This window comes from Corynebacterium ihumii, assembly GCF_028609825.1.
GTDB classification, from domain to species: domain Bacteria; phylum Actinomycetota; class Actinomycetes; order Mycobacteriales; family Mycobacteriaceae; genus Corynebacterium; species Corynebacterium afermentans.
In genome coordinates this window covers 1,061,012-1,081,025 of sequence record NZ_CP063190.1, presented here as the reverse complement: position 1 = coordinate 1,081,025, position 20,014 = coordinate 1,061,012, and the positions used below count along the sequence as shown (strand labels likewise).

The following is a 20,014-nucleotide window of genomic DNA, read 5'->3' as shown; positions in this document are numbered from 1 at the left end:
GATGCGCGCCACAATCGAACAACTATTGCGAGCGCACCGGTGTTTTCGCCCACTCGCGCGCAGCCTTGTTCGCTTCGCGCACACGCTCGCGCTGCTCCTCCACTCGCGGGCGCGCGGTGCCGCCGCGGGTGTCGCGGGATGCCACCGCACCGTCAACGGTGAGCACCTCCCGGACCTCCGGAAGCAGACGCCTATCGACGCTTTGCAGTTCCTCATCCGTCAGGTCGACCAGATCCACGCCGCGGGACTCCGCGATGCGCACGCAGGCACCGGACGCCTCGTGGGCCTCGCGGAACGGCACGCCCTGGCGCACCATCCACTCGGCCAGATCCGTCGCCAGCGTGAACCCTGCCGGGGCCAGCTCGCGCATACGGTCCTCGTGGAACGTCAGGGTGGACACCAGCCCGGTAAACGCCGGCAAGAGAATGGACAGCTGGGTCACCGAATCCACCAGCGGCTCCTTGTCCTCCTGCAGGTCGCGGTTGTACGCCAGCGGCATCGCTTTCAGCGTGGACAAAAGGCCGGTGAGGTTGCCAATCAAGCGGCCAGCCTTGCCGCGGGCGAGCTCCGGCACGTCCGGATTCTTCTTCTGCGGCATGATCGATGAGCCTGTGGACCACGCGTCGTGCAGCGTGACGTAGCCGAACTCCGGGGTGGACCAGGCGATGATCTCCTCGGCGAAGCGGGAGACGTCGATGGCGATCTGGGCCAGCACGTAGGCGGACTCGGCGGCGAAATCGCGCGAGGCGGTGCCGTCGAGCGAGTTGTCCGTGGCGGAATCGAAGCCGAGCTCTGCGGCGATCGCCTCCGGATCCAGGTGCAGCGAGGAACCCGCCAGCGCACCGGAGCCGTACGGCGAGACCGCCAGCCGCTTGTCCGCGTCCTGGATGCGCTCTAAGTCGCGTAGCAGCGGCTGGGCATGCGCCAGGAGCGAGTGCGCCAGCAGGATCGGCTGCGCGGCCTGGAAGTGGGTCTTGCCGGGCATGATCGCGTCCGGGTGGGCCTCGGCCTGCTCGACGATTGCGTCGACCAGGTCCGAGACGTCCTGGGCCACACCACGCAGTGCGTCGCGCAGCCACATGCGGAACATCGCCGCAACCTGGTCGTTGCGGGACCGGCCCGCGCGCAGGCGTCCGCCTATCTCGGGTCCGACGCGTTCGATCAGGCCCCGCTCCATCGCGCCGTGCACGTCTTCGTCCGTGGGCAGCGGGCCGAACGAGCCGTCGGCGACGTCGCGTCCGAGCTGGTCGAGGCCGTCGAGCATGACCGCGAGGTTGTCGTCGCTAAGCAAACCTGCCTTGTTGAGCACCTTCGCGTGCGCCTTGGACGCGAGCACGTCGTAGGGTGCGAGCACCCAGTCGAAGTGGGTGGACACGGACAGGGCGAACATCGCCTCAGAGGGGCCGCCGGAGAAACGGCCGCCCCACAGTGCGCCCTCATTGGTCTTGTGCTGCTGCATCAACTACTTCTCCTGGTCGGCGCCAGCGGCACGATCGCGCTTGTTGGCGATCTGGGAGGACAGACCGTGCAGGCGCACAAAGCCCTTGGCCAGGGTCTGGTCGAAGGAATCGCCGGTGTCGTAGGTGGCCAGGTTGAAGTCGTACAGGGAGTGGTTGGAGCGGCGGCCGTTGACGGTGCAGGTGCCGGCGTGCAGCACCATGCGGATGTCGCCGGTGACGTGCTCCTGGGTGGACTCGATGAACGCGTCCAGGGAGCGCTTCAGCGGGCCGAACCAGAGGCCGTCGTAGACCTCCTCAGACCAGCGGGCGTCGATGAGGCGCTTGTAGCGGGCCAGCTCGCGCTCGACCGTGACGTCTTCAAGCGCCTTGTGCGCGGTGATCAGCGCAACAGCACCCGGTGCTTCGTAGACCTCGCGGGACTTGATGCCCACCAGGCGGTCCTCCACCATGTCCAGGCGGCCGATGCCCTGGGCGCCGGCGCGACGGTTCATCTCCTCGATGGCCTCGAGGACGGTGACCTTGCGGCCGTCGATAGCCACCGGCGTACCGGCCTCGAAGGAGATGATCACCTCGTCCGGGGCGTTGCCCAGCGCCGGATCCTCGGTGTAGGCGTAGAGGTCCTTTGTCGGCGGGTTCCACAGGTCCTCCAGGAAGCCGGTCTCGACTGCGCGGCCCCAGACGTTCTGGTCGATGGAGAACGGAGACGCGGCGGACTGCTCAATCGGTAGGTCCTTGCCCTCGGCGTACTCGATAGCCTTGTCGCGGGTCCAGGCGTAGTCGCGGGCCGGGGCGATGATCTCCAAGTCCGGGTCCTGGTTGAGGAAGCCGACCTCGAAGCGGACCTGGTCGTTGCCCTTGCCGGTGCAGCCGTGGGCGACGTGGGTGCCGCCGTACTTGTGGCCGGCCTCCACCAAGTGCTTGACAATCAGCGGGCGGGAAATGGCGGAGACCAGCGGGTATTCGCCCTGGTACATGCCGTTGGCTTTGATGGTGGGCAGGCAGTATTCCTCAGCGAACTCGTCCTTGGCATCCACCACGATGGACTCCACAGCGCCGCAGTCCAGCGCGCGCTGGCGAACGGACTCCATGTCCTCGCCGCCCTGCCCCAGGTCCAGAGAGACGGCGATGACCTCGCCGTCGGTCATCTCGGCGAGGTACGGGATGGCGACAGAGGTGTCCAGGCCGCCCGAGTACGCGAGCACAACGCGGTTAGTCATAGTGAAAGATCTCCTTCGAAGTCCAGGATGGTTCCGAGTTATTCAGTATTATACAGTGTACGTAAAATTATGCGATCGGTGTGGCGATGTCTACTCGCCGACGCTTTCTTTCAGCCCGAACAGCTGCTGCGCCAGCTCTTTTCCGGTGAGTGGCTCGCGCCCGACCACGAAGACCGTGTCGTCGCCAGCGATGGAGCCGACCACTTGGTCGAGCCCCACGCGGTCGATATAGCTGGCCAGGTACTGGGCCGCCCCGGGAGGCGTGCGCGCCACGGCGATCTGCCCGGAGTAGTCGACGGAGACGACCAGCTCCTCGATCATGCGACGCAGCTTTTCGCGCGGGCCGGAGTGCGCCGTTTCCAGCGAGTCCGCCTCCGAGCCCACGGTGTAGTAGGCGCGGCCGCCCGCACGGGGGCGCACCTTCTTCGCGCCGAGCTCGTCCAGGTCGCGCGAGAGGGTGGCTTGGGTGATGTCGATCCCCTCATCCAGCAGCAGCTCGGACAGCTGCACCTGGGAGGACACGCGGGTTGATTCGAGCAGCTCGAGGATTCTCGCCTGCCGCGCGGTGCGGGATACAGGTTGGGTCATACTTGGTGCTCCAAAAGCCAGGCCAGCAGCGCCTTTTGGGCGTGCAGGCGGTTTTCCGCTTCATCGAAGACGCGCGATTGCGGCCCGTCGATGACGTCCGCGGCGACTTCGCTCCCGCGGTACGCGGGAAGGCAATGCAAGAATATTGCATCCTCGGCCGCGCGCGACATCAGGGCAGCATCCACCTGGTACGGCAAAAACGGGGTGCGACGGTCCTTGCTGTCCTCCTCCATGCCCATGGATACCCACGTGTCCGTGATGACCACCTGCGCGCCCTCCGCAGCGGCGATATCGGAGGTCAATGCCACTGCAGCACCGGTTTCCTCACCGCGGCGCCGTGCGCGGGCAACGAATTCTTCGCGCGGCTGGAAGCCTTCCGGCGCGATGACGGTGATGTCCACGCCGGCAGTGGCAAAACCGATGAGGTAGGAGTTAGCCATGTTGTTGTCGCCGTCTCCCAGGTAGACGGCCTTCAGCCCCTTCAACCCCGCCGGGCCCTCGTTTGGGCAGAAGTTTTCCACCACCGTTTGCAGGTCGGCGAGGATCTGGCACGGGTGCAGGTCGTCGGACAGGGCGTTGATGATTGGCACGGTGGCGGTTTCCGCCATTTCCCGCAGGTTGTTGTGGGAGTAGGTGCGCCACACAATCGCCTCGACAAACCGTGAAAGCACCGCGCCGGTGTCTTGGTAGTTCTCCTTCGTGCCCATCTGCGAGTTGCCGCTTTCGGTGACAATCGCGTGTCCGCCGAGCTGCGCGATGCCGGCGTCGAAGGAGTAGCGCGTGCGGGTAGACGTCTTGTCGAACAGCACGGCGACGGACTTCGGCCCCTCCAGCGGTCGGCGCGAGAAGGGGTCGCGCTTCAGCTCCGCGGCAAGCGCGAGCACCTCGGCTTGCTCGTTGGGTGTCAGGTCGTCGTCTGCCAGGAAGTGTCTGACCATCGGTTTAGCTCCTATCTTTCGCTGCGTCGATTGCGCGGGCGAGGCGCTTCATCGCCTCAACAATTTCATCGTCGGTAATCACCAGGGGCGGTGTCAGTCGAATGACGTTTTCACCTGGCGCATTCAAAATCAGGCCCTCCTCGAGCCCCTGCTTGACGACGAGCTTCGCCACCGCCTCATCCAGCACCACCCCGAGCATCAGCCCGCGCCCGCGGACCTGGGCGACACCAGGGACCTGCGAAGCGGCGTCGATAAGCAGTTGCCCCTTACGGCGAACTTCCGTGAGGAAGGCTTCGTCGACGACGCCCAGTACTGCTTTTGCTGCGGCGCAGGCCACCGGGTTGCCGCCGAAGGTGGTGCCGTGCGACCCCGGGGTAAAAAGCGTCGCCGCCCTGCCGCGGGCGATGGTCGCTCCGATGGGCAGTCCGCCGCCCAAGCCTTTAGCCATGGTGATCACGTCCGGCAGGACGCCTTCGTGCTGGAAGGCAAAGAAGTCGCCGGTGCGGCCGACGCCGGTTTGCACCTCGTCGGTGATGAAGAGGATCCCGTGGGCGTCGCAAAGCTCGCGCACCTTTGTGAGAAAGCCCTCCGGCGCGGGGATGACTCCCGTTTCGCCCTGGATGGGCTCCAGAATGATCGCGGCGGTGTTGCCCGGGTCCTGCTGCACCAGTGCTTCCAGCGCCTCGATGTCGCCGTAGGTGAAGAATTCCACGCCTGCCGGCATCGGCTCGAACGGGGCGCGCTTATCCGGCTGGCCGGTCAGCGCCAGCGAGCCCATGGTGCGGCCGTGGAAGCCGCGCTCCGCGGCGAGGATGCGGCGGCGGCCGGTCAGACGTGCCAGCTTGAAGGCGGCCTCGTTGGCCTCGGCGCCGGAGTTGCAGAAAAATACCCGCGCGGTGTCGTCGCCAACCCGGGCGCGCAGCGCTTCGGCGACCTCCACCACCGGCTGGGAGCCGAAGATGTTGGACACGTGCCCCAAGCGCGCCACCTGCGCGCTGACGGCGTCCACTATCGCCGGATGCGCGTGGCCGAGCGCGTTGACGGCAATGCCTGCGAGCATGTCGATGTAGGTGTTGCCGTCCGCGTCAGTGACGGTGGCACCTTCGCCGGAGACAAGCTCCACGGGCGGCGTCGGGTAGGTATCTAACAGCGCGGAAGTCCAGCGCGACGAAAACTCACTCATGCGTCGTCCTTTCTAAAGATCGTGCCGTCCGGGTAGTGCGCTCGGTCGTAATCGTCCGGCAGCACCATGGTGCCAACGCCTCCCATGGTCAGAAGCTCCAGCAGCACAGAGTGCGCCACGCGGCCGTCGATGACGTGCGCTGCCTTCACCCCACCCTTGACCGCGTTGAGACAGGCCTCCATCTTGGGGATCATGCCGGTGTCTAAGCCAGGGAGCATCTTGGCCAGCTCCCCCGCCTCGATCTTGGACAGCAGCGAGTCCTTGTTCGGCCAGTCCGTGTACAGTCCTTCAACATTGGTGAGCACCACGAGGCGCTCTGCACCGATTGCGGCGGCGAGCGCGCCGGCGGCTTCGTCGGCGTTGATGTTGTAGACCTCGCCGTTTTCCCCCGGGGCGATTCCGGAGACCACCGGGATTCGGCCGGCCTCGATGATGTCCATCACCGCTTCCGGGTTCACATCCGTGATTGTGCCCACCAGGCCAATGTCCTGCGGCTCGCCGTCGACTACCACCTTGCGCTGCTTCGCAGTAAACAACCCGGCGTCCTCGCCCGACGTGCCTACTGCGTAGGGCCCGTGCGAGTTGATCTTGCCCAAAAGGTCCCGGCCCACCTGGCCGAAGAGCACCATGCGCACCACGTCCAGGATCTCCGGAGTAGTCACGCGGAACCCGCCGATGAAATCTCCGCCGTCCAAGCCCAGGCGGGCGAGCATCTGGGTGATCTGCGGACCGCCTCCGTGCACCACCACGGGTTTCGCGCCCACGGTGCGCAGGAACACCATGTCGGCGGCGAACGCGGCCTTTAAGTCCTCATCGATCATGGCGTTGCCGCCGTATTTGACCACGACAATCTTGTCGCGGTAGTGCTGCAGCCACGGCAGCGCCTCCGCCAGCACGGTGGCGCGCTGCTCGTTGGACAAATTCGGCATCATCTCGCGCACTCCTTAGCTGGTGTAGGCCGAGTTGATCTCAACGTAGGCGTGCGACAAGTCCGTCGTGCGCACCGTCGCGCGGCCCTCGCCGCCAGTGCCCAGGTCCACCACAACCGCGATGTCCGCACCACTTAGGTCCACGTCTCGCGCGCCGGGGGCACCGGTGGAGTATTCGCAGACGGTGTGCCCGTTGAAGGTCACCGAGATGTTGTCCGCGTCCATTTCCGCGTCAGCCATGCCGACGGCGGCAAGCACGCGGCCCCAGTTCGGGTCCGAGCCGAACATGGCGGTCTTGACCAGGCTGTCGCGCCCGATGGTGCGCGCGGCATTCAGCGCCTGCTCATCGTCTGCGGCTCCTTCGACGGTGATGCTCACCCGCTTGGTCACGCCCTCGGCGTCGGACTGCATCATCCCGGCCAGCTGCGCGCATGCTTCGTGTACCGCAGCGTCCAGTTCGTCCTGGTCCGGGGACACCCCGCTTGCGCCGCTAGCCATCGCGATAACGGTGTCGTTGGTGGAGGTGGAGCCGTCGATGTCCAGGGTGTTGAAGGTGGTTGAGTTGGCGCGCTCCAGCGCTGTCTGCAGCGCCTGGGCATTTACCTTCGCGTCGGTGGTCAGGCACACCAGCATCGTCGCCAGCGACGGCGCCATCATGCCGGCACCTTTACCCATGCCTCCGACAGTCCAGCCGTCGCCCTTGACCAAGACTTCCTTGGCGATGGTGTCGGTGGTGCGGATGGCATCGGCGGCGTCTGCCCCGTGGTCGCCGAGCTGCGTGACGACGGCTGCGATGCCGCTTTCCACCTTTTCCATCGGCAGCAGATCGCCGATGATGCCGGTCGAACAAACAGCGACTTGCGTGGGCTCCGCGCCCACACCTTCGGCCGTGAGTTGCTGCATAATTTGCGCGTCATGCAGCCCCTGCTCCCCGGTGCAGGCGTTGGCGTTGCCGGAGTTAAACACCACCGCTTTCAGCTCGCCTGCGGCCACGGCCGCGCGGCTGACCTTCACGGGCGCGGCGAAGACCTTGTTGCGGGTGAATACGGCGGCGGCGGCGAACTCGGGGCCTTCGTTGACCACGACGGCGATGCCCGGGCTGCCGGATGCTTTCAGGCCCGCGCCTGTGGCGGCGGCGGAAAAGCCTTGAGGTGCGGTGACTCCAAGAGCACTCATGATGGAGGGATCCTTTCGGGAAATGAGGAAGCTAGTTTGGGGGTCTCGTCGGCGGTTACGGAGCCACCGCGGCTCGCGACAGACCCGCCCCCTCCTCGAATCCGAGCGCGAGGTTCATGCACTGCACCGCCGCTCCCCCGGTGCCCTTGGTCAGGTTGTCAATGGCGCTGGTGACAACAAGCTTGCTGGCTGCCTGGTCCACCTCAACCTGGACGTGGCACATGTTGGAACCCACCACGTGCTGCGTTTGCGGCTGCTGGCCGGCGGGCAGCAGGTGCACGAACGGTTCCTCGGCGTAGGCGTTTTCGTAGGCAGCGCGCACCGTCTCCACGTCCGTGCCCTGCTCCAGCGGCGCGGTGACGGTGGTGAGGATGCCACGCGGCAGCGGCGCGAGCACGGGGGTGAAACTTACCGCGACCTGGCCGCCCGCGACTTCCTCGAGGTTTTGCGCGATTTCTGGAGTGTGCCTGTGTGCGCCTGCGACGCTGTATGCCTTCAGCGAGCCCATCGTCTCGGCGCCGAGCATGTCCACCTTGGCCTTTTTGCCGGCCCCGGAAACGCCGGTGACGGCCACAACCGTCAGGTCCGGCTCGACCAATCCAGCCTGCACTGCCGGCCATGCGGCGAGCGTGGCACCCGTGGGAAAGCACCCGGGGACAGCGATGCGCGTTGCCTTTGCGACGTCCTCACGGTGCCCCGGCAACTCCGGCAGACCGTAGGGCCAGGAGCCTGCGTGTTCCGAGCCGTAATAGGCACGCCACGCCCTAGCGTCGCGCAAGCGGAAGTCGGCCGCGCAGTCGATGACCATGACGTCCTCGCCCAGTGCGGCGCCGATGGCAGCGGAGTGGCCGTGCGGGAGCCCCAAAAAGACCACGTCGTGGCCGGAAAGCACCTCGACGGTCGTCTCTTCAATGATCCGGTCTGCAAGCTCCGGCAGATGCGGCATGAGCTCGCCGACGCTCTGGCCGGCGCTGGACGCCCCGGTGAGCGCGCCGACCTTTAGCTTCCCCGCGAGATACGCCGGGTGGCCCAGCAGCAGGCGGAGAATCTCACCGCCCGCATAGCCCGTGGCCCCCGCGACCGCTACTTTGACAACCTTGCTTTCTGACATGGCCGTCAGTGTAACAGTTATGCAGTCGCGTGGAAGTTATTCACGGAAGAAATTTAGCCACGCATTTCCGCGCCGTAGCGCTCCTTGGCCAACTCGGCCGCCTTCAGACGCGCCTCGGAGGCATCCTCCTCGGTCAGCGTGCGGTCCGGGGCGCGGAACGCCAGGCCGAATGCGAGCGACTTCTTGCCCTCGCCGAGGCTCTCGGAACGGTAGACGTCGAAAAGCGTGACTGCCTCGACGAGCTCGCCCGCGCCTTCCTCGACGGCTCGGCGCACATCCTCGGCTGCCACAGCCTCGTCGACGACCAGGGCGATGTCCTGGTTGAGCAGCGGGAACGCCGACAGCCGGGGTGCCGGCAGGCGCTCTGCCAGCGGGATCGCGGTCAAATCGATCTCCATCGCGCAGGTGCGCGCCGGCAGATTCAGCTTTTCAAGGATCTGCGGGTGCAGCTCGCCGGCGTGGCCGACAACCTCTCCGTCGACTTGCAGCTCAGCGCAGCGGCCTGGGTGCCACGGCAGGTACTCGGCCGCCTGGACGTCCAGCTCAACACCGCAGACACGGGCAACGAGCTGGGCTGCCTCGATGGCGTCCGACCACTCGTAGGCGCGGCCGGTGCCCCACGGGCCTTCCAGCTCCGTGTTGCCCAGTGCCACGGTCGCGGCGTGGAGGTGCTGCTTCGGCAGCGACTCGACGAGCTCCGCGACGACCTCATCCGCCGGGCGCTCGGACACGTCCGGCAGCGGCGAGACATCAGCGCGCTTTTCCGAGGTCTGCGCCACGGAGTAGATCGCCAAATCACCGCGACCGCGCGCGACGTTTCGGCCGGCGGCCTCCAGCATCGGCGGCAGCAGCGTAGTGCCCAGGATGCTGTAGTCCGCATCCAACGGGTTCTGCACCTTGACGGTGTTGCGGCGCGGATCCTCTGCGTCCAGGCCCCAGGTGTCGAAGGTGTCGTTGGCGATAAACGGCGTGGGGATGATCTCCGCGTAGCCGGAGTACGCCAGCGCGTGGGTCACCGCACGACGGCGGCGCTGCAGCGGGCTCAAACCACGGCCTCCACGGGGCGTGGGCAGGATCGACGGGATGTCGTCCAGCCCCTCCAGGCGCACGACCTCTTCGACCAGCTCCACCGGCACGGTGATGTCGGTGCGCCAAGTCGGCGGGGTGACCTGGAGCTCGTCGCCGTCGCCAGCGACCTCGCAGCCGACCTCCTGCAGGCGGCGGACCACGGTCTCGCGCGCGTAATCCACACCGATCAGCTCAGCCGGCCGCGCGGCGCGCATCGCAATGGCGTCACGCTTCTCGACGTCACCGACCAGCGTCCTGCCCGCATGAATCGTGCCGCCAGCGATCTCCACCAGCAGCGCGCACGCGATGTCCAGGGCGTTTTCCACCAGCTGCGGGTCCACGCCGCGCTCGAATCGGCGCGACGCCTCTGAGCTCAGCTTCAGCCGGCGCGCAGTGCGCGCCACGGTCAGCGGATCCCAGGTTGCGGCCTCGAAGTGGACGTTGACCGTTTCGTCCGAAATCTCGGAGGTGGTCCCACCCATGACGCCAGCGAGCGACTGAATGCCGTTGTCGTCGCTGATCACCACGTCTTCAGCGGTCAAGGTGCGCTCGACGTGGTCGAGCGTTTCAAACTTCTCGCCGTCGGCGGCGTTGTGCACACGCAGTCCGCCGGCAATTCTGTCGGCGTCGAAGGCGTGCATCGGCTGGCCGGTAAGCAGCATGACGTAGTTGGTCACGTCCGTTGCGGCGTTGACCGAGCGCACGCCGGCGAGCATGAGCTCACGCTGCATCCAGAACGGTGCCGTCGCGTTCGCATCGATGCCTGCGACAGTGCGCACGCCGAAACGCTTCGCCTTGGTGGATTCCTCCACGGTCACCGGGATGGTCTCACCTGCCGGGGCTGGAACACCAGAGAGGTCGATGCCGGCGATCGCGGGATTCTGCGCCACGTCTGCGAACTCGAGGTCGAAGGCGGAGGCGGTCTCGCGGGTTAGGCCGCGGGCGGACAGGGCGTAGCCGCGGTCCGGGGTGACGTTGACCTCGAAGACGGTGTCGTCCGAGCCCAGAATCTCGCGCGCGTCCTGGCCGGGGGTGGCGGAGCCGTCGTGAAGCGTGATGATGCCCTCGCTCTTTGCGGCGAGCCCAAGCTCAGCCGCAGACGCCATCATGCCGGCGGAGATGTGGTCGTAGGTCTTACGCGCCGAGATCTCGAATCCGCCCGGCAGCACCGCGCCCGGAAGCGACACGACGACCAGGTCGCCCTGCTTAAAGTTGCGGGCACCACAGATGATGCCCTGCGGCTCGCCGGTGCCATTGGCCTGGCCCACGTCCACCTGGCAGTAGCGGATCGGCTTCTTAAAACCGGTCAGCTCCTCAATCTCGGCGACGCGGCCGATGACCAGCGGGCCGGTGACTTCTGGAAGCGGTTCGTAGCCCTCTGTTTCGAAGCCGACGCGCACGAAGCCCGCGTCGAGCTCCTCGTCGGTGGGATTGAAGTCCTTGTTACCTGCGTTCTGCAGCAGGCGGACGATCCAATTTTTGGAAATGAGCATTATCAGTGTCTCCTTTACGCCTGCACGCCGAACGGGATGGTGAAACGGACGTCGCCTTCGACCATGTCGCGCATGTCCGACAGGCCATTGCGGAACTGCAGGGTGCGCTCCAAGCCCATGCCGAATGCGAAGCCGGAGTAGACCTCCGGGTCGATGCCGACGGCACGGAGCACGTTCGGGTTGACCATGCCGCAGCCGCCCCACTCGATCCAGCCCGCGCCGCCTTTCTTGTTGGGGAACCACACGTCCACCTCTGCGGACGGCTCGGTGAACGGGAAGTAGTTCGTGCGCATGCGTGTCTTCGTCTCCGGGCCGAACAGCACCTTGGCCAGGTGGTCGAGGGTGCCGCGCAGGTGCGCCATGGTCAGACCCTTGTCCACGGCCAAACCCTCCACCTGGTGGAACACCGGGGTGTGGGTGGCGTCTAGCTCGTCGGTGCGGAACACGCGCCCTGGGCATGCGATGTAGATGGGCACGTCGCGCTCAAGCATGGTGCGCACCTGCACCGGCGACGTGTGGGTGCGCATGACCTGCTTCGAGTCCTCCTCGCCGATGTAGAAGGTGTCCTGCAGCGTGCGGGCCGGGTGGTCCGGGATGAAGTTCAGCGCGTCGAAGTTGAAGTACTCCGCTTCCACCTCCGGGCCTTCCGCAACTTCCCAGCCCATGCCGATGAAGATGTCCGCGATGTGCTCGGACAGCGTGGTGATCGGGTGCATCGCGCCAGCCTGCGTGCGGGAGGTGGGCAGGGTGACGTCCACCTTCTCCTCGCGCAGCTGACGCTCGCGGTGCTCCGCCTCGCGCTGCACGCGCAACTGGGCGTAGGCCTTTTCTGCGCGGCCGCGGGCCATGTTCACGAACCGGCCGGCATCTTTGCGCTGATCCTTCGGCAGCGTCCCGAGTGCACGGCGGGCCTGCAGGATCGGGGCCTTCTCCCCCAGGTGCGCGCGGTGCGCGTCCTCCAGCGCAGCGAGGTCCTCGGCCGCCTCAAAGGCAGCGATCGCCTCGTCCGCCGCTTTATTTAGGGCGTCCTCGGTCAGTTCAATTTCCGGAGTTGGGTTTGCGTTGTCGGCCACGCTTGTGTTCACCCGCACCTTTCCACAAGTGCGCTGCGCTGTTCATACAGACCGCAGCAGTGTCGGTTCAAAAGCGTCCACTACTCTACCTATCGTTCGACACAGCGCCCGCGCGAGGGCGGGCGCGCAAAATCTATCAGTCGCAGCTATTCCTCAGAGAGCGTCTTCGACGACTCCCACAGGCAGATACTCGCTGCGGTGGCCAGGTTCAGCGACTCCGCGCTGCCCTGGATGGGGATGGAAACGCGGTGGTCGGCGGCCGCGAGGATGTCGTCGCTAAGCCCATGCGCCTCGTTGCCGAACAGCCACGCAGTTGGCTGCGCGAGCGCCTCCCCCGGGGCCGCCAGGTTCACCTCGCCGTTCATGGTGGTGGCGAAGGTGGACAGCCCGGTGTCTTCGAGCTGCCCGATGACGCGACGCACGTCGCGGTCGCGCGCCACGGGGATGTGAAACAGCGTGCCCGCGGTCGATCGCACCACCTTCGGCGACTCTGGGTCCACGGTGTCGCCCGCAAAAATTACCGCGTCTGCGCCCACGGCGTCTGCAATGCGGATGATGGTGCCAGCGTTGCCAGGGTCGTTGGTTTCCACGCACACCGCCACCAGCTTCGGACGGCCCTTCATGATCTTCGGCACGGTCCACAGCACCGGGCGGCAGACGGCGAAGATGCCGGTCGAGGTCACCGCGTCCGCGAGCGCATCCGCAGCTTTGTCCGTGATCGCGTGCGTGTACACATCCATGTAGCCCGCCGCCCGCACGATTTCCTCGAAGCGCTCGGCGGCATCTTCGGTGACAAAAAGGTCGGTTGCCGCCCCCGTTGCCACGGCGGCTTCCACAGCGTTTTCGCCTTCCGCTAAGAAAGCCTTCGCTTTACGACGAGCTTGCGCCCTCTTTAACTTCCCCGCATTAACCACACGCGGAGTGCGTTCTGTGAACGGCTGCTGGAAATCCAATGGCATAGCTCCAGACTACGTTGCGGGCGCTACGCTGTTAGCCGTACCTACGTTTCAGGAGCTCGTGAGCGCCCGCCTTCTTTCACCGGCGGCGCGCCCTTGGCGCATCGGTTTTGCGCTCGCAGTTCTCCTTTTCGCTCTTGGGCTGCTAACTATGCTCGGGGCTCCTATTGCCGTTGAGTGGTCCCGATTTGTGGTGGCGCTCTACGCGGTCTTTCTCATCTTCGCCGCGTTCTTCGCCCCGGTCACCGCCGGGTTGGGATACGGCTTTCTGCTGCAATTTTCCGCGATAGCACCCGAGTACCGCACCGTCGTGTACAAGGTGAAGGACTACTTCCTACCGGTGGTCACCATCTCCACCACGAACCTTTCCGACGAGGCAATCCCGCTGCAGCAGGATCTCTCACGCACCCAGACCATCTCCGCTTCCGTGAACGGCTCCAAGAAGGCCATCGAGAACGAGGGCATCTTCTAAAACAGCCCCAACAACCACGAATGGCGTGCCCACCCCCGTGGTGGGTGCGCCTTTTCGTTACCACGCACGAAAAAGCTCCCGCCCGTCCCGATTGTTCGGGGGTGGGCGGGAGCTTCGTCGTTAAGCGAAAGTGCTTATGCAGCCTTCGGAGCGTTGACGTCCTCCGGCAGCGCGTTCTTCGCAACCTCGCACAGAGCAGAGAATGCAGCGAAGTCGCTGACAGCCAGCTCGGCCAGGATCTTGCGGTCGACCTCGACCTCGGCCAGCTTCAGGCCGTGGATGAGGCGGTTGTAGGTGATGTCGTTCATGCGGGCAGCGGCGTTGATGCGCTGGATCCACAGCTTGCGGAACTCGCTCTTACGCTTGCGGCGGTCGCGGTACGCGTAGGTCTGGGAGTGCAGCCACTGCTCCTTCGCCTTGCGGTACAGGCGGGATCGCTGGCCGCGGTAGCCCTTCGCAGACTTGAGGATTGCGCGGCGCTTCTTCTTAGCATTGACTGAACGCTTCACACGTGCCATGAGTCAAACTTCCTTTTCTTTTCTCGTAATCGGTTGATTGAGCGGGCAGTGCTTAGGACATGCCGAGGAGGCGCTTTGCGCGCTTGACGTCAGCCTTAGCGACGTCGGTGGAGCCGGACAGCTTGCGACGGCGCTTCGAGGAGAGCTTCTCGTTCAGGTGGCGCTTACCAGCCTGCTCGCGGCGCAGCTTGCCCTTGCCGTTGACCTTGATGCGCTTTGCGGTGCCCTTGTGGGTCTTCTGCTTCATGGTGAAAGCCCTTCAGAGTGTCGATTGTTGGAACTACTTTTTGCCCTTGCGAGCCGGTCCGAAGACCATCGTCATGTTTCGGCCATCCTGCTTCGGACGGGACTCGACAACGCCGAGCTCCCCGATGTCCTCAGCCAGACGCTCCAGCAGGCGGTACCCCAGCTCGGGGCGGGCCTGCTCGCGGCCGCGGAACATGATGGTGACCTTGACCTTGTTGCCCTTCTCCAGGAAGCGCTCAACATTGCCCTTCTTGGTCTGGTAGTCGTGCTCATCAATCTTGGGGCGGAACTTCTGTTCCTTGACCACGGTCTGCTGCTGGTTCTTGCGGGCCTCGCGGGCCTTCTGATCCTGCTCGTACTTGAACTTGCCGTAGTCCATGATCTTGGCCACGGGCGGCTTGGCCTTCGGGGCTACCTCAACCAGGTCGAGGTCCGCCTCGTACGCCAGCTTGCGGGCGTCGTCCGTGCGGACGATGCCCACCTGCTCGCCGGACGGGCCGACGAGGCGAACTTCAGGGACGCGGATTCGTTCATTGATCCGAGCTTCAGCGCTGATGAGAACTCCTAGAGACTTAGAGAAACAATGCGTGCCGCACTTGAACCGCAATCAGACTCATCCCACGCGAAAAACCCGCTCACCCTGACGGGTGGCGGGAGTTCGTCCAAAGCACGCCAAGACAGTTGTCTCGCCTGGCGCACCGTTTGACCCGTATCCAACTCAGTTGACTGAGCGGCTTGGGGTGGGATTCACTCCTCTTGCGGCCCCCGCACCCGCATGACACGGGCGCGCTGGGCGGTGTAGGCAGCAATATACATGCTCATGCCTGCACAAACCAAATCGGGCGCGCTACCCCTTCGCTAAAACGTCCTGCAGGAACTGTCCAGTGAAGGAGCCTTGCACCTTTGCGACGTCCTCCGGTGTGCCCTGTGCGACCACAGTGCCGCCGCCCGAGCCGCCCTCGGGCCCCATGTCCACGATCCAGTCCGCGGACTTGATCACGTCCAGGTTGTGCTCGATCACCAGCACGGTATTGCCCTTCTCCACCAGGCCGTTGAGCACCAGCATGAGCTTGCGGATGTCCTCGAAGTGCAGGCCCGTCGTCGGCTCGTCCAAGATGTAGATCGTGCGTCCGTTGGAGCGCTTCTGCAGCTCCGCGGCGAGCTTCACGCGCTGCGCCTCGCCGCCGGACAGCGTGGTAGCGCTCTGGCCGAGGCGGACGTAGCCCAGCCCGACGTCTACAAGCGTCTGCAGGTAGCGGTGGATGGAGTTGATCGGCTCGAAGAACTCAGCGGCCTCCGAGATGGGCATCTCCAGCACCTCAGCGATGTTCTTGCCCTTGTAGAGCACTTCGAGCGTCTCGCGGTTGTAGCGCGCGCCTTCGCACACCTCGCACGGCACGTACACGTCCGGCAGGAAGTTCATCTCAATTTTGATGGTGCCGTCGCCGTGGCAGGCTTCGCAGCGCCCGCCCTTGACGTTGAAGGAGAAGCGCCCGGCCTTGTAGCCGCGCACTTTTGCCTCCTGGGTCTCGGCGAACAGGTTGCGGATCTTGTCGAACACGCCGGTGTACGTCGCCGGGTTGGAGCGCGGGGTGCGCCCGATCGGGCTTTGGTCCACCTGCACGAGTTTGTCCAGGTGCTCCAGCCCCTCGACCTTCTTCACACGGCCGGGAACCTGGCGCGCGCCGTTGAGCTGATTCTGCAGCGTCTTCGCCAGAATCTGGTTCACCAGCGTGGACTTGCCGGAGCCGGAAACGCCGGTGACAGCCACGAGTACGCGGAGCGGAATGTCCACGCTGACGTTGTCGAGGTTGTTTTCCCGCGCGCCGATAATCTTCAGTTGCTTTTGCTTATCGACGTCCCTCCGGTGCTCCGGCACCTCAATAACCTTGCGGCCGGACAGGTAGTCGCCCGTGATGGAGTCCTTGGACTTGAGGATGCCTTCCGGCTTGCCCTGGTAGACCACTTCCCCGCCGTACTCGCCGGCGCGCGGGCCGATGTCGATGAGCCAGTCGGCCTCGCGGATGGTGTCCTCGTCGTGCTCCACCACGACCAGAGTGTTGCCCAGGTCGCGCAGCTTCTTCAAGGTGGTGATCAAGCGCTGGTTGTCGCGCTGGTGCAGGCCGATGGACGGCTCGTCCAGCACGTAGAGCACACCAGCCAGGCCGGAGCCGATCTGGGTGGCCAGGCGGATGCGCTGCGCCTCGCCGCCGGACAGCGTGCCGGCGGAGCGGGCCAGGGTGAGGTAGTTCAGCCCCACGTCCAAAAGGAAGTGCAGGCGTGCCTGGATCTCGCGCAGCACGGCACCGGCGATCATTTCTTCGCGGTACCCCAGCACCAGGTTGTCCAGGTATTCGGAGGCGTCCTCGATCGACAGTTCAGTCAGGCCTGCGATGGAGCGCTCCCCGTGCGTGGTCGATGCCAGGCGCACCGCCAGGATCTCCGGCTTCAAGCGCGCGCCGTTACAGGTCGGGCATGGCACCTCGCGGGTGTAGGCGAGCAGGCGTTCCTTCTGCGTTTCGGACTCGGTCTGCTCCAGTTTGCGCTCCAGGTAGCCCACGATGCCCTCGTAGGCCGCCGTGTAGGAGCGCTGGCGCCCGTAGCGGTTCTTGTAGCGCACGTTCACCTTCGTGGACGAGCCGTGGATCAGGTGCTTCTGCTGCGTCTTGGTCAGCGAGCTCAACGGCGCATTGGCGTCAAAGTTCTCTTCTTTCGCCAGCGCCTCAATGAGTTTGGTGAAGTACTTCTTGTTCGGGCTGGAGTTCCACGGCTGGAACGCATCCACCGCAGGTGCGTCCGGATCCGGGATGACCAGGTCCACGTCGATCTCCTTGCGCACGCCCAGGCCGTCGCAGGCCGGGCAAGCGCCGAACGGCGAGTTGAAGGAAAACGCGCGCGGCTCGTACTCCTCCACGTTGAGCTTGTGGCCGTTCGGGCAGGCCATCTTCTCAGAGAAGATCTGCACGCGCTCCGGGTCGTTGGCCTCCAGTTCGACAAAGTCGAAGCCGACTAGGCCGTCGGCAAGCTTGAGCGCCGTTTCCACGGAATCGGTCAGACGCTGCTTCTGGCTGGCCTTGACGGTGAGGCGGTCCACCACCACGTCGATGTTGTGCTTGATCTGCTTTTCCAGCTTCGGCGGGTCCGAAAGCTGGTAGGTCTCCCCGTCCACGTTCACGCGCGAGTAACCCTGCGACGACAGGTCGGCGAAAAGGTCCTGAAACTCGCCCTTGCGCTTGCGCACAATCGGCGCGAGTACCTGGAACTTGGTGCGCTCTTCCAACTCGAGCACACGGTCGACAATTTGCTGCGGGGTCTGGCGCTCAATCACCGCGTCACACACCGGGCAGTGCGGGGTGCCGGCGCGCGAGTACAAAAGGCGCAGGTAGTCGTAGATTTCCGTGATGGTGCCCACGGTGGAGCGCGGGTTGCGGTTGGTGGACTTCTGGTCGATAGACACCGCCGGGCTCAACCCGTCGATGTAGTCCACGTCCGGCTTGTCCATCTGGCCTAAGAACATGCGGGCATAGGAGGACAGCGATTCCACGTAGCGGCGCTGCCCTTCGGCGAAGATTGTGTCGAAGGCGAGCGAGGACTTGCCGGAGCCGGACAGGCCGGTAAACACCGCCATCTTGTCGCGGGGCAGCTCAATATCCACGCCCTTGAGGTTGTGTTCGCGCGCGCCGCGCACTGTCAGCTTTTCGGCCACGTCACTCTCGCTTTCGTCGATTAGTACTCCCAAGACGCTACCAACGCACCGGTGCGATTAAACATTCCTCACTAGTCTTGGCCGCATGCTTTCTCTTCGCCATATTTCTGTCTCCGACATGGACAACAACTGCTACCTCCTCTGCAGCGAGGGGCAAGGGTTGCTTATCGACGCAGCTGCGAACGCCCCCGAGCTTCTGGCCATGGCCGACGACGCCGGCGTGAAGATCACCGCGGTGCTGACCACGCACCGGCACTACGACCACACCCGGGCCCTCAAGGACGTGCTCGAGGCCACTGGCGCGACCCACTACGCGCCTTTTTTGGACGCCCCGGCAATTCCTGCCCCGGCGGATGTGGAGCTCAACGACGGCGACAGGATCGAGTTCGCCGGCCACCGCCTCCCCGTGACCATCCTGCGTGGTCACACCCCGGGCGGTGCCTGCGTGGCGGCAGAGATCGACGGCACCGTCAACCTGTTCGTCGGCGACTCGCTGTTTCCAGGCGGGCTGGGCAAAACCCAGTCCGAGGGCGACTTTGTCCGCCTGTTCAACGACGTCAAAGAGAAGGTCTTCGACGTCTACCCGGACGAGGCCATCGTTTGGCCGGGCCACGGTAAACCCACCACGCTCGGCGAAGAGCGTCCGCACCTGGATGACTGGTGGGATCGCCGCTGGTAAGGACAAAACCCGCTACCGGGGTGGCACAAAATCGCTACACTCGACGGGAGCACATTCAGCTACAAAAAGTAAGGATTGGGTAAAAGTATGATCCGGAAAATCGCACGCCCGATGCTGGCTTCGGTCTACGTGATCGACGGTGTCGAGACCCTGCTGAACCCGGCTGGCCACAAGGACAGCGCGGACAGGGTATTGAAGAAGCTGCGCGCCCTGACCCCGCGGGAGTACCGCGGTTTCCTGCCGAAGAGCCCGGAGACTGCCACGCAGATCATCGGCGCTACCAAGGTTGGCGCTGGCGCGTCCTTCGCCATCGGCAAGTTCCCGCGCCTGTCCGCCACCCTGCTCGCCGCCACTGCGCTGCCGACCGTTATGGGCCGCCACGCATTCTGGGAGGCTGAGGACGATGACGAGAAGGCACGCCTCCGCACCGGTGCCCTGACAGACCTTGGGCTTGCTGGCGGTGTGCTGCTGGCCACCGTGGACAACAACGGCAAGCCGGACCTGAAGTGGCGCGCGCAGCACGCTGCTGAGGCCGCGCAGAAGAACGTCAAGCAGGCGCTGCCGACCAAGTCTGAGACCGAGAAGGCGTGGGACAAGGCGTCCGACTGGTTCTCCGACGCGACCGACCAGGTCACCGACTACGTCGACGATAACAAGGGCGACTGGAAGAAGAAGGCATCCAAGGCGGGCGACGCTGCCAACGACTGGCTCGGCGACGCCAAGAAGCAGGCGTCCAGCTTCCTGTCCGACGCGGGCGATTGGCTGGACGACGCTGCTGAGAAGGCCACCGACAAGGCCGAAGACGCGTACGGCGACATCAAGCCGTCCAAGATCCAGCAGTTCAAGGCGAAGCGCAAAGTCAACAGCGTCGTCGGCGACCTGCAGGACCAGCTGGACGACCTGCAGCCGTCCGCCCTCGACAAATTCAAGGCGAAGCGCAAGGTGAACAAGGCTTCCGCCAAGGCCCAGGACAAGGCGCAGAACGCGGTCGATGCCCTACAGAACGCTTGGGACAAGCTGGACGCTAACCCGTCCTGGATTACCAAGCTCAAGTGGAAGCGCAAGGCGAAGAAGGCCGAGAAGAAGGCGCAGAAGCTGGTGAAGAAGGCGCAGAAGAAGTTCGCCTAAGACCCGTAACTACTTCAACTACTTGGCGGCCCTGCGGCTGGGAATATTCCCAGTCCCGGGGCCGTTTGTTGTG

Annotated in this window: 18 protein-coding genes; 3 read left to right on the top strand and 15 right to left on the bottom strand. The window is 64.9% G+C overall.

Annotated elements, in window-relative coordinates; translation table 11 throughout:
- Window positions 1-22: 22 nt before the first annotated feature.
- The 11 genes from argH to CIHUM_RS05315 all read right to left on the bottom strand — a co-directional run bounded on the left by argH (window position 23) and on the right by CIHUM_RS05315 (window position 13,195).
- Window positions 23-1,459 carry an argininosuccinate lyase gene (argH, locus tag CIHUM_RS05365; protein ID WP_035000016.1) on the bottom strand — a complete coding sequence of 479 codons (1,437 nt, stop codon included), beginning with the start codon at window positions 1,457-1,459 and terminating at the stop codon, window positions 23-25.
- 3 nt (window positions 1,460-1,462) lie between these two features.
- Window positions 1,463-2,677 (bottom strand): argininosuccinate synthase, encoded by a 1,215-nt coding sequence (locus tag CIHUM_RS05360; RefSeq protein WP_034999924.1) that lies wholly within the window; start codon window positions 2,675-2,677, stop codon window positions 1,463-1,465.
- Between the two features lie 90 nt (window positions 2,678-2,767).
- A complete protein-coding gene (locus CIHUM_RS05355; RefSeq protein WP_034999923.1) occupies window positions 2,768-3,265 on the bottom strand; it encodes an arginine repressor in 498 nt (165 codons plus the stop codon).
- Window positions 3,262-4,203 carry an ornithine carbamoyltransferase gene (gene argF, locus CIHUM_RS05350; RefSeq protein WP_034999922.1) on the bottom strand — a complete coding sequence of 314 codons (942 nt, stop codon included), beginning with the start codon at window positions 4,201-4,203 and terminating at the stop codon, window positions 3,262-3,264. The genes CIHUM_RS05355 and argF overlap by 4 nt, the downstream gene beginning before the upstream one ends.
- 4 nt (window positions 4,204-4,207) lie before the next feature.
- Window positions 4,208-5,386: an acetylornithine transaminase gene (locus CIHUM_RS05345; RefSeq protein ID WP_273680247.1), complete on the bottom strand. Its 1,179-nt coding sequence runs from the start codon at window positions 5,384-5,386 to the stop codon at window positions 4,208-4,210.
- Entirely contained in the window at window positions 5,383-6,318 is a 936-nt protein-coding gene (argB, locus tag CIHUM_RS05340) for an acetylglutamate kinase (RefSeq protein ID WP_392389868.1), read from the bottom strand. The genes CIHUM_RS05345 and argB overlap by 4 nt, the downstream gene beginning before the upstream one ends.
- A 12-nt stretch (window positions 6,319-6,330) precedes the next feature.
- Window positions 6,331-7,491, bottom strand: coding sequence for a bifunctional glutamate N-acetyltransferase/amino-acid acetyltransferase ArgJ (argJ, locus tag CIHUM_RS05335; RefSeq protein WP_034999919.1), 1,161 nt, complete (start codon window positions 7,489-7,491; stop codon window positions 6,331-6,333).
- A gap of 55 nt (window positions 7,492-7,546) precedes the next feature.
- The gene (gene argC / locus CIHUM_RS05330) at window positions 7,547-8,602 is read right to left on the bottom strand and encodes an N-acetyl-gamma-glutamyl-phosphate reductase (RefSeq protein ID WP_034999918.1); all 1,056 of its coding nucleotides are present in this window, start codon (window positions 8,600-8,602) and stop codon (window positions 7,547-7,549) included.
- A 53-nt stretch (window positions 8,603-8,655) separates the two neighbouring features.
- Window positions 8,656-11,163, bottom strand: a complete 2,508-nt coding sequence (gene pheT / locus CIHUM_RS05325) for a phenylalanine--tRNA ligase subunit beta (protein ID WP_034999917.1) — start codon at window positions 11,161-11,163, stop codon at window positions 8,656-8,658.
- 14 nt (window positions 11,164-11,177) lie between these two features.
- Window positions 11,178-12,236 (bottom strand): phenylalanine--tRNA ligase subunit alpha, encoded by a 1,059-nt coding sequence (gene pheS / locus CIHUM_RS05320; RefSeq protein WP_035000015.1) that lies wholly within the window; start codon window positions 12,234-12,236, stop codon window positions 11,178-11,180.
- 146 nt (window positions 12,237-12,382) lie between these two features.
- A complete protein-coding gene (locus CIHUM_RS05315; RefSeq protein WP_034999916.1) occupies window positions 12,383-13,195 on the bottom strand; it encodes a TrmH family RNA methyltransferase in 813 nt (270 codons plus the stop codon).
- Window positions 13,196-13,343: 148 nt separating this feature from the next.
- Here CIHUM_RS05315 and CIHUM_RS05310 point away from each other — a divergent pair, with 148 nt between their 5' ends.
- Complete coding sequence (locus tag CIHUM_RS05310) at window positions 13,344-13,664, top strand: hypothetical protein (RefSeq protein ID WP_143313322.1); 321 nt, start codon at window positions 13,344-13,346, stop codon at window positions 13,662-13,664.
- A 134-nt stretch (window positions 13,665-13,798) separates the two neighbouring features.
- Here CIHUM_RS05310 and rplT read toward each other — a convergent pair whose 3' ends face one another.
- The 4 genes from rplT to uvrA form a co-directional block, all read right to left on the bottom strand.
- Complete coding sequence (rplT, locus tag CIHUM_RS05305) at window positions 13,799-14,182, bottom strand: 50S ribosomal protein L20 (RefSeq protein ID WP_034999914.1); 384 nt, start codon at window positions 14,180-14,182, stop codon at window positions 13,799-13,801.
- 52 nt (window positions 14,183-14,234) lie between these two features.
- The gene (rpmI, locus tag CIHUM_RS05300; RefSeq protein ID WP_034999913.1) at window positions 14,235-14,429 is read right to left on the bottom strand and encodes a 50S ribosomal protein L35; all 195 of its coding nucleotides are present in this window, start codon (window positions 14,427-14,429) and stop codon (window positions 14,235-14,237) included.
- A 33-nt stretch (window positions 14,430-14,462) separates the two neighbouring features.
- A complete protein-coding gene (gene infC / locus CIHUM_RS05295) occupies window positions 14,463-15,035 on the bottom strand; it encodes a translation initiation factor IF-3 (protein ID WP_081634473.1) in 573 nt (190 codons plus the stop codon).
- A gap of 240 nt (window positions 15,036-15,275) precedes the next feature.
- A complete protein-coding gene (gene uvrA / locus CIHUM_RS05290) occupies window positions 15,276-18,134 on the bottom strand; it encodes an excinuclease ABC subunit UvrA (RefSeq protein WP_034999911.1) in 2,859 nt (952 codons plus the stop codon).
- Between the two features lie 85 nt (window positions 18,135-18,219).
- Between uvrA and CIHUM_RS05285 the strand changes: the two genes are divergently transcribed.
- Both CIHUM_RS05285 and CIHUM_RS05280 read left to right on the top strand, forming a co-directional pair.
- Window positions 18,220-18,813 (top strand): MBL fold metallo-hydrolase, encoded by a 594-nt coding sequence (locus CIHUM_RS05285; RefSeq protein WP_034999910.1) that lies wholly within the window; start codon window positions 18,220-18,222, stop codon window positions 18,811-18,813.
- Between the two features lie 87 nt (window positions 18,814-18,900).
- Window positions 18,901-19,941 (top strand): DoxX family protein, encoded by a 1,041-nt coding sequence (locus CIHUM_RS05280; RefSeq protein ID WP_034999909.1) that lies wholly within the window; start codon window positions 18,901-18,903, stop codon window positions 19,939-19,941.
- The last annotated feature ends 73 nt before the right edge of the window (window positions 19,942-20,014 follow it).